This window comes from Prosthecobacter sp. (assembly GCF_044226605.1).
In the GTDB taxonomy this organism is placed as follows: Bacteria; Verrucomicrobiota; Verrucomicrobiia; order Verrucomicrobiales; family Verrucomicrobiaceae; genus Prosthecobacter.
The window spans coordinates 73,204-85,675 of record NZ_JBGAGS010000028.1; the positions used below are offsets into that span (position 1 = coordinate 73,204).

Below are 12,472 nucleotides of genomic sequence, written 5' to 3' on the forward strand. Positions count from 1 at the left end.
GGGGTCGTCCAAATCTATAACGAACCTCGCGGTGCGTTTTGCGTTCAGATTTTGCCTTTTCTGGGTTGAAATGTCCAACTCTTTCCCGTCTTTCGCCCATCCCCATGCCTGAAATCTCCACTTATACCGGCGGCATCGCCGCCACCAATGGTCACCTGATCTCCCTACCAGGGGGCAACCTGCTGGTAGACGCACCCGATGGAATAGGCGCATGGCTTAAGCAGCAGAAAATCAAAGTGGACGCCCTCTTCCTCACGCACCAGCACTTTGACCACGTGCTGGACGCTGCGGCAGTGAGGGCCGACCACGGCTGCCAGGTTTACTCCTTTGCGCCTTACTCCCGCGAGCTGACTCTGGAGATCCTCTATGGCGCCGTGACGGGCAGCCCCTTCTCCGTGCCGCCCTTTGAAGTCGATGAAGTGCTGGAGGGAAAGAGCGAACTCGAACTCCTCGGAGAATCATGCAAGCTCTACCACGTTCCAGGCCACTCCCCTGACAGCCTCTGCCTCCATCTCCCTTCGCAAAACCTGCTCTTCGGCGGTGACGTGCTCTTCCTGGACAGCGTCGGGCGCACCGACTTCCCAGGTGGCTCCGGAGCACTGCTGCTCAGCGGCATCATCAAAAAACTCTTTGTGCTGCCGGACGACACCCGCGTCTTTCCTGGCCATGGCGACGACACCACGATCGGCCGGGAAAAGCGCGAGAACCCCTACCTCACTTGATGCCACGATCCTTCCATGACCTGACCTTCGATCAGCTCCGCGAGCAGATCGTGGCCGCAGGTTTGCGCCCCGCCCATGCGGGCACGCTTTGGAACACCCTGCACTTCAGGGCCATGGCCGACCCGCTGGCCCGGGAGGACCTGCCGCCGCCCCTGCGCAAATGGCTCACGCAGGTGCTCAGCGACGGCTCCTGGATGCTCGATGTCCCGCCGGTTTCCGTGGATACTCCCAGCAGCGACGGCCTCACGCACAAGTTCCTCCTGCGCATGGCCGATGCCCAGGAGATCGAGACCGTGATCATGGGCTACACGGGACGCCACACCGCCTGCATCAGCACCCAGGCCGGCTGCGCCATGGGCTGCGTCTTCTGCGCCACGGGGCAGATGGGCTTTGTGCGCCACCTGCGCCCGGGAGAAATCGTGGCCCAGGTGCTGCACGCGCAGCGCTGCGTGCGTGCCAAGGGGGAAAAGGGCCTGCGCAATCTGGTTTTCATGGGCATGGGCGAGCCGCTGCACAACTACGACTCCGTGATGACCGCGCTGGACATCATCTGCGACACACGCGGGCTGAACATCGGCCCCAGCAAAATCAGCGTCTCCACTGTGGGCGTGGTGCCCGGCATCCTGCGCATGGCGGCGGAAAACCGGCCCTACAACCTTGCCGTGAGCCTGCACGCCGCCACCGAGGAGGAACGGGCGAAACTGATCCCCGCCAACCAGCGCTGGCCGCTGGCCGAGCTGATGGCCGCCTGCCGCAGCTACAACGATCAAACCGGCCGCCGCATCTTTTTTGCGTGGACCTTGATCGATGGCGTGAATGACACGCCGGAGCATGCCAGACGCATCGCTGAACTGCTTCAGGGACTGGACGCGCACATCAATCTGATTCCGCTCAATCGAACGGACGGGTATGCAGGAGAGGAAAGCAGCGGGACGGCAGCAGATGAGTTTCATCGGATCCTGCAGGACGCAGGATTTCCGTGCACGATCCGGCAGCGGCGGGGCATCGATGTCGCGGCGGGGTGTGGTCAGCTCAAGGCGGCGAAGCGGGAGCGGCGGAAGGTAGGGGTGTGAGGTGGGGAGGAGGCGAGGGTGTTTTGAAACCGAAGCGGCGAATCAATGCGCAGTCCTATGGAGCTTTGCGCGGGCTGATGGACGTTCGAAAGCGGCGGTAAACCGCACGCACTCCGGGGACGCTGTCGCGCACGCCATACGCTGGGAGTGAACTCCCCGTGAACCCGGCGTGAAATCATCTCCATAAATGGAGCCGCACTTGCTGTTGTCAGGGAAGGAGTATCCTTGGGTCCGTCATGTCCGCTCGCATTTTCCTTCTGAATCTGTTCGCCTGCCTGTGGTGCAGCATCATGCTCGGCCTGCGCTTTCACCTCGCGGGGCATCACGGCTACTCCTTCATGATGTGGAATCTTTTTCTGGCGGCCATCCCGCTGGGGCTGAGCCTGGGCCTGCGGCGAATTAAGAGCCTCACGCTTGCGCTGCCGCTGCTGGCGGTCTGGCTGCTGTTCTTTCCCAATGCACCTTACGTGCTCACGGATCTGCTGCATTTGAACGAGACGAAGACTCCGGTGCCCAAGTGGCTGGATCTGCTGATGCTGCTGTCTTTTGCCGCCGTGTCGCTGTGGTTTGGTTTTCAGTCCCTGCACATCGTGCAGCATTGGTTTGCGCGGAAGTTTTCTCACGCGACGGCCTGGTGCGTCACGATCGGCACTTTGGGACTGAGCGGCTTTGGTGTTTACCTCGGCCGCTTTGACCGCTGGAACAGCTGGGACCTCGTGCACCGCCCCTTTTCACTGCTGGGCCGCATTGCCGGCTACATCATGCATCCGCTGGCAAACACCCGCACCTGGGGTTTTACGCTGGGCTTTGGCACCTTGCTCGTTTTCGCGTACTTGTTTTGGTTTTCGGCCACGCATGATCACCGCCGGGAGGATTGAGCGACGCTATCTGCCGGATGGGTTTAGGAGGCCGCAATGCTCCAGATCCCCTTCCGCTTCTTCTTTGCTGACCTGGCTGAGCTTGCGGCCATCGAAGAGGACATAGCAGGTTTGATTGGGAGGGACTTGGAGGGTCAGCCCTTTTCTCTTATGCCCCATCAGGTGATCCATTCCCACACCGATCAGACCGCTTGTCAGCGCGATGCCGGCTGTTTCTGCCGGGCTTGAATAATGATCGTGCCAGGCAAACTCGACGAGAAGCGGGCCGGGCATGGCATCATAGGAATAGAAACCGCCGCGGGCGAGGCGCTGGGCAAATTTGACATCGTTCACCCAGACAAAGGGCTTGGACGCCTTGCCCGCGAGGCCTGAGGTGCGGTAAACAATCACCCTCCCCTTGCCTGTGCTGGGAGAAAGAGTCCCGGAGCTTTTAAGCTCGGCATAGGGCGCGCCGCCGCCCGCACAGCTGGCAAATGAGACAGCACAAAGGAGCGTGAGAATGAAAGAGGTGACGGGAGCGTTCATCGGACGGAACCTGAGACGAACGAAAAAAAGAAGCGAGCTAAAAATCAGCCGGCGCTGGCGTCTCACTGCCTATCTTTTTCGTTTCTTTGACAGAGTCTCCGCCCTACTTCCCCGCATGCCCCACTACGATCCCAGCCACGATCACCTGCTGCTCTTTGATGGCGTCTGCCATCTCTGCGACAACAGCGTGAAGTTCATTCTGCGGCGCGATCCGGCGGGTAAGATCAAATTCGCCCCCATTCAAAGCCCGCTGGGCAGCAAGCTCTACACGCAACATGGACTCGATCCCGCCGCACCGAATGCGATGCTGTTTCTCACCCCCCGGGGCGCATTCAAAGCCAGCGATGCCCCCCTCGAAATCGCCCGCACACTCGGCGGAATGTGGAAGCTCGCGCTCATCTTCAAACTGCTGCCGCGCGTCCTACGGGATGCCGCGTACTACGTCATCGCCCGCAATCGCTACCGGTGGTTTGGCAGGGATGATGCGTGCATGATGCCGACGAAAGAGCTCAAGGCACGCATGCTGGAGTAGCACGACAGACACTCCTGTCTGTCGATCAGCGCTCCCTCGGACACACACCAGCTTCAGCACGCCGCATGGCGAACGAACGCATGAACATCGACTCGACGAAACGGCACCGAGTGGCCGCTCGTACACCGGGGGTGGTCTTCCCACGCTGATCGAAGGGCAGAAGTGCCCATCGTACTTCTCCCTCGCAAACCCTGCACACCCCGTGCTAGGATTGCCAATGCCGCAAGCATCCCCTACCCCGACCGCCACCCGTGAACGACTTGGCTTTGTGCGTGTTGCCGCCGTGTCCTCCGAACTGGTGCTGGGAGATGTGTCGAAGAATGTGGCGATCATTGATCGGGAAGCGCGTACACTGGCGCAGCGGGGCTGCCGGCTGGCGGTGTTCCCGGAACTGTGCCTCACGGGTTACTCCTGCGCGGACCTGTTTCATACCACGGCGCTGCTGGACGCCGCAGTGAAGGGACTGGCAGATCTGGTGCAAGCCACCAAGGACCTGCCCTGCGTGCTGGTGGTGGGTCTGCCGCTGAGAGTGCAGGACCGGCTTTACAACGTGGCCGCGGTGCTGGCCAAAGGCCGCCTGCTCGGACTGGTGCCGAAGACTTACCTGCCGAACTCAGCCGAGTTTTATGAGCGGCGCTGGTTCTCGCCTGCGCACACGCTGAACCTTTCCACCCTGCGCCTGAACGAGCAGGATGTCGCCATCGGCACAGACCTGGTTTTTGAAGTGCTGGATGTGCCGGGCTTTGTGCTCGGTGTGGAGATTTGCGAGGATCTGTGGACGGTGATCCCACCCTCAAGCCATCTCGCTCTCGCGGGAGCCATGCTGCTGGCCAATCCATCTGCCAGCACGGAAGTGCTGGGCAAGGCCCCGTATCGCCGCCACCTCGTGGCGCAGCAGGCCGCGCGCTGCCTGGCGGCTTATATTTATGCGGGAGCTGGCGCCGGTGAATCGACCACGGACGTGGTCTATTCCGGCCACGGACTGGTGGCAGAGAACGGCAATCTCCTCGGTGAAACGGAGCGCTTTTCTTTCGAGACTCGCAGCGTCGTCGCGGACGTGGATCTGCAGCTGCTGGCGCATGAGCGGCTGAAGAGCACCTCCTTCCGCGATGAGGCAGGCAGCATCGGCTTCCGCCGTGTGGCCTTCAGCCTTGGAGCAGCGCTCGGAGGAGATGACCGGCTGCAGCGCCCGCTCTCGGCACATCCGTTTGTGCCTTCGGCCAAAGCGGACCGTGCCGCGGTGTGCGAGGAGATTTTTGCCATTCAGGCCACGGGCCTCGCGCGCCGCTTAAAGCAGGCACGCGCCAGGACGGCGGTGCTGGGACTCTCCGGCGGTCTGGACTCCACGCTGGCGCTGCTGGTGATGCTAGAGGCCATCAAGCGCGCAGGCATGCCGGCGAGCGCGGCGCTGACGATCACGATGCCGGGCTTTGGCACCACCTCGCGCACGAAGGGGAATGCCGAGAACCTCGCCGAAGCGCTGAATGTGGAGCTGCGCACCATCTCGATCCATGACGCGGTGCGGCAGCACTTTGCGGACATCGGTCATTCAGAGCACCAGCACGACACCACCTATGAGAACTCGCAGGCACGTGAGCGCACGCAGATCCTCATGGACGTGGCCAACAAGACCGGCGGCATCCTCGTGGGCACCGGAGACCTCTCCGAGTCGGCGCTGGGCTGGTGCACCTTCAATGGCGACCACATGTCCATGTATCACGTGAACGTGGGTGTGCCGAAGACGCTGGTGCGCTATCTCATTGAATGGTGCGCGGAAGGTCCGTTTGCGGACAAGGCGGGGGCCATCCTGCGCGACATCGCCGACACGCCGATCTCTCCGGAACTGCTGCCGCTGGCGGCAGATGAGTCACTGCAGCAGAAAACCGAGGACGCCGTGGGGCCGTATGAGCTGCATGACTTCTTCCTGTTCCACTTTGTGCGCCATGGCAGCAGCGCTGAAAAAATCCGCTGGCTGGCCGCACAGGCCTTTGCCGGCAGGTACGACGATGACACGATTGCGAAGTGGCTTGCCCTGTTCTTCAGGCGCTTCGCGCAAAACCAGTTCAAGCGCTCCAGCGTGCCGGACGGCCCCAAAGTCGGCTCCGTTGCCCTGTCTCCGCGTGGCGACTGGCGCATGCCGAGCGATTATGCCGGCGATTTAAACTCCTGAAAAACCATGCTTCGCCATCTCGCACTCACACTGCTCCTCACGCTTTGCGGCTGCTCCCGCAGCAACAAGCTCATCATCGGCACGGACGCCACGTATCCGCCCTTCGAATTCGTTGATGCCAAGGGGGAGATCCAGGGCGTGGACATCGAGGTCGGGCGTGAAATCGCCAAAGCGCTGGGGCGGGAAGTGGAGTTTCGAAACATCAACTTCGACGGTCTCATCACCGCGCTGCGCACCGGATCCATCGACCTGGTGCTTTCGTCCATGACGGCGACGCCGGAGCGGCGCAAATCCATCGACTTCTCAGAGCCGTATGTGAAGACCGGGCTGGCGGTGCTCACTCCCAAAAACTCGCCGATCCAGAAAGCCGAGGATATGAAAGCGCCCGGCCGCAAGATCGTCGTACGCCTCGGCACCACGGGCGAAAGCTGGGCACGGGAAAACCTCAAGGATGCCAAAATCATCGCCCTGGACGCGGATGTTTCCTGCGTGATGGAAGTGGTGAACGGGAGCGTGGATGCGTGGATCTACGATCAGCTCTCGATCATGAATTATCATCTCAAGTATGAAGCGAAGACGCGCGCGCTGCTCGCCCCGTTGCGCGAGGAGGTCTGGGCCGTCGCCTTGAAGCAGGGCAATGAGGAGCTGAAGTCAAAGGTCAACGAAGTGCTGGCCCGCATGCGCGGAGACGGCAGCTTTGGCAGGCTGGCCGACAAGTTCATGGCGACCGAGAAGAAGATGATGGCAGACCAGAGGCTGCCGTTTGTGTTTGAACTGAAGTGACGGGGAGCTTCAACCCGCTGCGGAAAACCGCGAGGTTTTCAGAGCGGGCCAAAGCTCTCCACAGCCTTACTTCGCCAGTTCAAAGCCCTCGGGCCTGAGGCCTTTTTGGAAGCCACCGAAGCCGTACATGGTGGGCTTGTATTCGCCGACGATGCGCACATCTGCCTTCTCCGGCACTTCCATGCCGAGGCCCCAGAAGACGCCGTTCACCACCAGGCGGCGCAGGCCTTCGTTTTCGAGATCGGTGGCGGCGCCCATGGTGGAGGCGAGGACTTTGTTTGTGGTGCCTGCGTCGTTCTTCACCACGCGCAGCCAGGCCACGGGCATCATCGGAGTGTTCACTTCCTGCTCCACCTTGCCGGCGGTGGCCTTTTTGTAGCTGGCCGGCGGGGTGTCTGCGGTCATGCCCTGCAGGATCTGCCCGCGCACGAGGATGGTGGCGTCCGCAGGCGGCGCGGCTTCATACACGTCGGTGTTGGCAAAGAGATCGCTCACACCGCGCAGCACAGGGAGGCTGGCATTCGCGGCCTCGATGATGCCCTTGGTGGCCTCCACCTTGTGCCTGCCCCAATGACTGACCCACGTCTCACCGAGAACTTTACGGCCCCAGCCTCCGTCGTTGTTGAAGTTCCATTTCGCAAACGGGCTGTCCTTGGCGTAGCCGCTGAAGGCATGGGTGCTGGTGCGCAGGGCGACAATGGGCACTCCGCGGTTCACCGCAGCCTCAAACTTTTTGCTCGTGGCTTCATCCCAGTGGCGGAAGCGCAGCAGCATGACGATGGCATCGGCGGAATCCAGCGCCTCCGGATGGCTGAGGCTGCCACCGGCGGTGGGATCGATGACGCCATCGGCACCCACGCTGAAAAGCACGGTGCATTTGAAGCCGTGGCGCTGGCTGAGCAGCTTGCCGAGCATGGGCATGGCCTCCTCGCTGCGGTACTCTTCATCGCCGGAGAGCAGCACGATGTGCTTTCCCTTGGGGGCGCCCGCGGGTTCATAGACGACGTGGTCGGCGGCGCAGAGGCTGGTGGCTGCGAGCAGAGAAAGTACAAATTGTTTCATGATGGTGGGTAGGGTCTGGCGGAGAATGAGACATACGCAAAATATCGCCCGCCATTTCCTTTGCCGTGTGGCAGGCGTAATTTGAGCCCGAAATCCCCATCACGCTGCCTCATGATCCCTAAATTCCCTGTTATCCTCACGCTGCTTTGCGGCGGCCTGTTTGCCTGGCTTTGGGCCACAGATCACGTGTTCCGCGCGGCGAGTGTCATGTTCCTCATCCCGCTCTGGCTCCTGATCCTCGGCCTGTGGTGGGCACTGCACAAAGGCGGGGTGCGCCTGAAGCGCCTGGGCTTGTTCGTGCTGGGAGTCGCCGCCATCGCGGGGGCATTCCGGATGCTGGTGCGCTACGAAGGCTCTGCCGACGGTTCTGCCATGCCCAGCCTGGCCTGGCGCTGGCAGAAGCAGGCCGTGCTGCCCTCCCTCAAAGACACCGCTGCAGCCGCCAACGCTCCGTCTGCCACGCCAGCCGGAGTGGCGGACATGCCGCGCTTTCTCGGCGCCAAAGGAGACGGCATACTGCCAGAGCCCGACTGGCAGACGGACTGGAAAGCCCACCCGCCGCGTGAAGTGTGGCGCATCAAAGTGGGAGACGGCTGGGCTGGTTTTGCGGTCGCCGGCAGCCGTGCCATCACCCAGGAGCAGCGGGGCACGGAGGAATACGTGACCTGCTACGACATCGCCACCGGCAAGCTTCTATGGTCCCACGCAGACGTGACGCGCTTTGACGAGGCGATGGGCGGCATCGGTCCCCGCTCCACTCCGACGGTGGATGCAGCCGAGAATGCACTCTACACCCTCGGGGCCAATGGTTTGCTCAACTGTCTGGAACTGGGCACGGGAAAAGTCCGCTGGAGCCATGAGGTGCTGAAGGACAGCGGCACCACGAAAAATCCGGAGTGGGGCAAGAGCGCCGCGCCCTTGATCGTGGGGGACCATGTGATCTGCAGCGGGGGAGACAACGGGCCTTCCCTCATCGCCTACCGGCGCAAAGACGGGCAGCTGGCGTGGAAGGCGGGAGAGGATGGCGGCAGCTACAGCTCCCCGGTGCTTCTCACGCTGGCAGGGCGCGAGCAGATCGTGAATTTAAACAGCAACTCCGTCACCGGCCATGCCCCTGCCAGCGGCGAAGTGCTGTGGAACTTTGCGTGGCCGGGCATGTTTCCCAAAGTCGGGCAGCCCGTGCAGGTGACGCCGGAGCGCATCTTCATCACCAGCAGCTACGGACTTAAAAGCCATCTGCTCGAGATCAAGGCGGATGGCGCAGGCAAGCTGAGCGCGGCTTCCGTATGGGAAAGCAAGGCACCGCGCACGAAATTCAGCAGCGCCAGTGTTTTCGGCACGCACGCCTATGCCCTGGATGAAGGCACCTTCTGCTGCGTGGATCTGGCCACCGGTGAGCGCGGCTGGCGCGAAGGGCGCTATGGCTTTGGCCAGCAGGTCCGGGTGGGAGACCAGTGGATGATCGTGCAGGCGGAGAAAGGATTCGCAGCCCTGGTCAAAGCCAATCCCGAACGCCTGGAAGAAGTGTCCCGCCTGGAAGCCCTGAACTCCAAGACATGGAACCCGCCAACGCTGGCAGGCCGCTGGCTGCTGCTGCGGAATGACCGCGAGGCCGTGTGCTATGAACTGCCGGCGAAGTGATACCACGCTCACTTGAAAACAGGTCTGCAGGGATGGCGTCGTGAGCACCGGCGCAGCCGCGAGCGCGGAGCGTTTTGATGTGCGCCGGGCCTCCGGCGCTTTCGGAAGTCTCGTGGTCCGCGCAAAGCTCAAGAGGAAGCCCTTCCATCCATCACCGTCAGACTATGACCTCAAGCCTGCGAGCGTTCTGGTGGCCTTCAGCACAAGACGAGCGCTCGCGCATTCCGAACCTAGGGGCTCCTACCAAATGTGGTGGAACCAGCGGCTCACAAAGCCGCGCGCAGCATCAGGCTTGATGTAGCGGACACCGTCTCCATTCGCCATGCTTGGCAGCTGCATCGGGCCCTTTTGATTGATCACTTTCATGGACTTGATCTCAATGCGTGCCACGGGGCAGTCATTGGCGTCCACCGGCATGATGGAAATGCGTTTCAGGGTTTCCAGGCCGGACACCACCTGGCCGAAGACGGAGTATTTGCCGTCCAGGGCGCCGTAGTTGCCCAGGCAGACGTAGAACTGCGAGCCATTGGAGCGGCGCTCCGGATTGACCTTGTCCGAGCGGCGGGCCATGGCCACAGACCCCACGCGGTGCCGCAGCTTGAGCTCGGCAGGAATCGTTTTCTCCTCGCCACCGGTGCCCCACTTGGTGCGTGCGGATTCATCCGAAGTCAGCGGATCTCCGGTCTGCACCAGAAATCCTTCGATGGCGCGGTGAAAGGCCAGGCCGTTGTAAAAGCCGCTGTCGCAATGGTCGATGAAATTGTTCACCGTCTGCGGAGCGTCATTGGGAAACAGCTCGATCATGACCGTTTCACGTGCGCCGCCAAAGGCCACCTCCATGATGGCGATCTTGTGCACCGAGTCTTTCGCCCAGAGGGAGGGGTCCTCCGCACGTTGCGCGGGCAGGCGCAGGGGCGTGTTGGGATTGTGGTTCGCCCCCTTCGTGGACCCGCCGGATGACTTGTCCACCGACTGGAACAAGGCCTTCTGCGCTTCCTCAGCCAGCTTGTCGATCTCCGCCGTGGAGGGAGGAGGAGTGGTGGTGGTCGACGGAGCCAGGCCGGGCCGGAGGGTGTCCGGCGCCTTCAGCTGCTGAGCGTTTGATGCGACGTGGAAGCCAAGGGCCAGCAGGCAGGTCAGAAGAGGGGTCTTCACTAGGCGAGCGTGTGGTTTGTATGCGGGAAAAGAAGAGCCGGGACTCTGCTAGCGCAGGTTCGGCGGAATGGTGGCGCTGCCGGCAGGCGCGGGCCTGGAAGCCGGGGCCGGGGCTGGAGACGCCGCAGGTGCGGGAGGGTTCAGGCTCATGGGAGCGGCCTGCTCCGCCTGCTCGGCACGGGCGTTGTATTTGTAGTGCATCCTCGGATTGCCACGAGCTTTACGGGGAGGCAGCCCCCAGGCAACATCATAGGCATCCTGCTGCGCGACGGTGGGCATTTTAGAGTCATAGTGCTCAAAAGAGCCGCATGAAGTCAGGCATGCCGAGGCGAGCAGGGCAGCAAAGAGATAGCGCAGTGGAGTCATTTGTTTGGCAGAATAGAATGCTTGTCTGGCCATGATAGTAGCGGGGTGCCTCTAGCTGGCAAGATAGAACTCTTGGACCTCTGCCTATGGTTTTTGTTCACTCTCCCGCACCAGACTCACGGCCACATGCTGCGTGTCTGGCAGGATGTGCTTGCGGAGTTCTATGGAAACTCCGGCGGCTTTGAACTCCCCCAGCACGCACGCGGCCATCTCCGCCGCCAGCGTTTCGATCAGCCTTCGGGGCCGCTCCGCCGCCAGTGCCTGCAGGCGGGCGGCCACCGCAGCGTAATCAATCGTGGCGGCAATGTCATCGTTCATCGCTTCAAACCGGCTGGCGACGCGCAGCACCACATCCGCCACGAGCACCTGGCTGCCGGCCCGCTCATCGTCCGGCACACCAATGTGGGTGGTCAGGCGCAGCGCGGTAAGGTGGATTTCATCGAGGGGAGTCATCGGCAGATCAGGACACAAGGTTTCTCCGCAGGCATTCGTCCAGCAGAATACGCGTGGGGATGTTCAGGTCGGCACGCAGCGCCGCCTCCAGCGGCAGCCACTGAAAGGCCTGCGCCTCTTCATTCAGCACCACCTGCGGCTGCGCATCCGCACAGCGGGCAATGTAGTTGAGCAGCAGAAAATGCGCCGAGCGCTGAAACTCGACCGGCTCGATGCAGTCCTGCACCATCACCCATTCGATGTCCTGCAGCGTAAGCGCGGTTTCCTCCATGATCTCACGCACGAGCGCCTCCTGACAGGTCTCGCCGCGCTTGATCTTGCCGCCCGGGATGCCCCAGCGATGGCTCCATTTATGCGTGCGGATGAGCAGCATCTCGCCCTTCGAATTCAAAATGAGAGCGCCGACTGTCGGCACCGGATACGCGCTGTCTTTTCCGCTCAGTCCTCCCAGCAGCACGGGCAGGCGGGAGAGATCCCGCACCATCAGATCAGGCTCCGCCGTGAGCAGGGTCTCGGCGGTTTCATACCCGGTGCAGGTGGCGATGCTCAGCACGCCGGCCGCCTTGCCCGCGTCAATATCATGCCGCATGTCGCCAATGAAGGCGGTCTCCTCGGCAGCCATGTCCAGCTCCGCCAGCAGGGTGTGAATCTCCGAGCGTTTGTCGATGACCCCGCAGCGCAGGATTTCAAAGGCATCCCGCAGCCCGAGCGCCTTCGCCTGGGCCTCCACGTGTGGCAGCGGCGCACTGCTCAGCACCACCATGCGCCGGCCCGTGGCGGCGGCGTATTGGATGAACTCCGCCGCATGCGGCAGCAGCGTCACGCCTTCATGCACATGGGGAAAATGCTCCAGGTAGAGCTGCTGCAGGCGCTCCAGCGACACACCGGGCAGCACTTCTGCAAAAAACTCCGTGTAGGGCAGGCGAAAGCGCGCCCTGAACTCCTCACGCGTCAGCGCCGCAGCTCCGGCGGAGCGCAGCATGCCGTTCACGGCCTTCAGCACATTGGGCAGATCGTCCGCCAGCGTGCCGGACCAGTCGAACAGGAGATTCCGAATCATGTGCGGACCGCATTAGACGCTCGCACGCCCCTTTGCAAACCTTCTCCCCTTC

At 62.2% G+C, this 12,472-nt stretch carries 13 protein-coding genes; 7 read left to right on the top strand and 6 right to left on the bottom strand.

What is annotated here, in order from left to right:
* Positions 1–104: 104 nt before the first annotated feature.
* The 3 genes from ACILSO_RS28280 (at position 105) to ACILSO_RS28290 (ending at position 2,673) form a co-directional block, all read left to right on the top strand.
* Entirely contained in the window at positions 105–722 is a 618-nt protein-coding gene (locus ACILSO_RS28280) for an MBL fold metallo-hydrolase (RefSeq protein ID WP_395740846.1), read from the top strand.
* Positions 722–1,795: a 23S rRNA (adenine(2503)-C(2))-methyltransferase RlmN gene (gene rlmN, locus ACILSO_RS28285; protein ID WP_395740847.1), complete on the top strand. Its 1,074-nt coding sequence runs from the start codon at positions 722–724 to the stop codon at positions 1,793–1,795. Before ACILSO_RS28280 ends, rlmN begins: the two co-directional genes overlap by 1 nt.
* Before the next feature lie 236 nt (positions 1,796–2,031).
* A complete protein-coding gene (locus ACILSO_RS28290) occupies positions 2,032–2,673 on the top strand; it encodes a DUF1361 domain-containing protein (RefSeq protein WP_395740848.1) in 642 nt (213 codons plus the stop codon).
* A 6-nt stretch (positions 2,674–2,679) separates the two neighbouring features.
* On the opposite strand, the gene ACILSO_RS28295 is transcribed toward ACILSO_RS28290, so the two are convergent.
* Positions 2,680–3,198, bottom strand: a complete 519-nt coding sequence (locus ACILSO_RS28295) for a hypothetical protein (RefSeq protein WP_395740849.1) — start codon at positions 3,196–3,198, stop codon at positions 2,680–2,682.
* A 115-nt stretch (positions 3,199–3,313) separates the two neighbouring features.
* Here ACILSO_RS28295 and ACILSO_RS28300 point away from each other — a divergent pair, with 115 nt between their 5' ends.
* The 3 genes from ACILSO_RS28300 (at position 3,314) to ACILSO_RS28310 (ending at position 6,683) form a co-directional block, all read left to right on the top strand.
* The gene (locus tag ACILSO_RS28300; protein ID WP_395740850.1) at positions 3,314–3,730 is read left to right on the top strand and encodes a thiol-disulfide oxidoreductase DCC family protein; all 417 of its coding nucleotides are present in this window, start codon (positions 3,314–3,316) and stop codon (positions 3,728–3,730) included.
* 217 nt (positions 3,731–3,947) lie between these two features.
* Positions 3,948–5,900, top strand: coding sequence for an NAD(+) synthase (locus ACILSO_RS28305; protein ID WP_395740851.1), 1,953 nt, complete (start codon positions 3,948–3,950; stop codon positions 5,898–5,900).
* A 6-nt stretch (positions 5,901–5,906) separates the two neighbouring features.
* On the top strand, positions 5,907–6,683 hold the full coding sequence (locus ACILSO_RS28310) for a transporter substrate-binding domain-containing protein (RefSeq protein WP_395740852.1): 777 nt from the start codon (positions 5,907–5,909) through the stop codon (positions 6,681–6,683).
* A gap of 66 nt (positions 6,684–6,749) precedes the next feature.
* Here ACILSO_RS28310 and ACILSO_RS28315 read toward each other — a convergent pair whose 3' ends face one another.
* Entirely contained in the window at positions 6,750–7,745 is a 996-nt protein-coding gene (locus ACILSO_RS28315; RefSeq protein WP_395740853.1) for a hypothetical protein, read from the bottom strand.
* A gap of 111 nt (positions 7,746–7,856) precedes the next feature.
* On the opposite strand from ACILSO_RS28315, the gene ACILSO_RS28320 reads away from it, so the two are divergent.
* Positions 7,857–9,386 (top strand): PQQ-binding-like beta-propeller repeat protein, encoded by a 1,530-nt coding sequence (locus tag ACILSO_RS28320; protein ID WP_395740854.1) that lies wholly within the window; start codon positions 7,857–7,859, stop codon positions 9,384–9,386.
* A gap of 240 nt (positions 9,387–9,626) precedes the next feature.
* Here ACILSO_RS28320 and ACILSO_RS28325 read toward each other — a convergent pair whose 3' ends face one another.
* The 4 genes from ACILSO_RS28325 to ACILSO_RS28340 all read right to left on the bottom strand — a co-directional run bounded on the left by ACILSO_RS28325 (position 9,627) and on the right by ACILSO_RS28340 (position 12,420).
* Positions 9,627–10,541 carry a peptidylprolyl isomerase gene (locus tag ACILSO_RS28325; RefSeq protein ID WP_395740855.1) on the bottom strand — a complete coding sequence of 305 codons (915 nt, stop codon included), beginning with the start codon at positions 10,539–10,541 and terminating at the stop codon, positions 9,627–9,629.
* Between the two features lie 48 nt (positions 10,542–10,589).
* Positions 10,590–10,907: a hypothetical protein gene (locus ACILSO_RS28330; RefSeq protein WP_395740856.1), complete on the bottom strand. Its 318-nt coding sequence runs from the start codon at positions 10,905–10,907 to the stop codon at positions 10,590–10,592.
* Positions 10,908–10,991: 84 nt separating this feature from the next.
* Positions 10,992–11,360 (bottom strand): dihydroneopterin aldolase, encoded by a 369-nt coding sequence (locus ACILSO_RS28335; RefSeq protein ID WP_395740857.1) that lies wholly within the window; start codon positions 11,358–11,360, stop codon positions 10,992–10,994.
* 7 nt (positions 11,361–11,367) lie between these two features.
* Positions 11,368–12,420, bottom strand: coding sequence for an NUDIX domain-containing protein (locus ACILSO_RS28340; protein WP_395740858.1), 1,053 nt, complete (start codon positions 12,418–12,420; stop codon positions 11,368–11,370).
* Positions 12,421–12,472 lie beyond the last annotated feature (52 nt).

Excerpts from the sequence above, each read along its gene's own strand:
- ACILSO_RS28320 (WP_395740854.1), top strand. The coding sequence starts at position 7,857 with ATGATCCCTAAATTCCCTGTTATCCTCACGCTGCTTTGCGGCGGCCTG.
- ACILSO_RS28315 (WP_395740853.1), bottom strand. The coding sequence starts at position 7,745 with ATGAAACAATTTGTACTTTCTCTGCTCGCAGCCACCAGCCTCTGCGCC.
- ACILSO_RS28290 (WP_395740848.1), top strand. The coding sequence starts at position 2,032 with ATGTCCGCTCGCATTTTCCTTCTGAATCTGTTCGCCTGCCTGTGGTGC.
- ACILSO_RS28300 (WP_395740850.1), top strand. The coding sequence starts at position 3,314 with ATGCCCCACTACGATCCCAGCCACGATCACCTGCTGCTCTTTGATGGC.
- rlmN (WP_395740847.1), top strand. The coding sequence starts at position 722 with ATGCCACGATCCTTCCATGACCTGACCTTCGATCAGCTCCGCGAGCAG.
- ACILSO_RS28295 (WP_395740849.1), bottom strand. The coding sequence starts at position 3,198 with ATGAACGCTCCCGTCACCTCTTTCATTCTCACGCTCCTTTGTGCTGTC.
- ACILSO_RS28330 (WP_395740856.1), bottom strand. The coding sequence starts at position 10,907 with ATGACTCCACTGCGCTATCTCTTTGCTGCCCTGCTCGCCTCGGCATGC.
- ACILSO_RS28335 (WP_395740857.1), bottom strand. The coding sequence starts at position 11,360 with ATGACTCCCCTCGATGAAATCCACCTTACCGCGCTGCGCCTGACCACC.
- ACILSO_RS28310 (WP_395740852.1), top strand. The coding sequence starts at position 5,907 with ATGCTTCGCCATCTCGCACTCACACTGCTCCTCACGCTTTGCGGCTGC.
- ACILSO_RS28280 (WP_395740846.1), top strand. The coding sequence starts at position 105 with ATGCCTGAAATCTCCACTTATACCGGCGGCATCGCCGCCACCAATGGT.
- ACILSO_RS28305 (WP_395740851.1), top strand. The coding sequence starts at position 3,948 with ATGCCGCAAGCATCCCCTACCCCGACCGCCACCCGTGAACGACTTGGC.
- ACILSO_RS28340 (WP_395740858.1), bottom strand. The coding sequence starts at position 12,420 with ATGATTCGGAATCTCCTGTTCGACTGGTCCGGCACGCTGGCGGACGAT.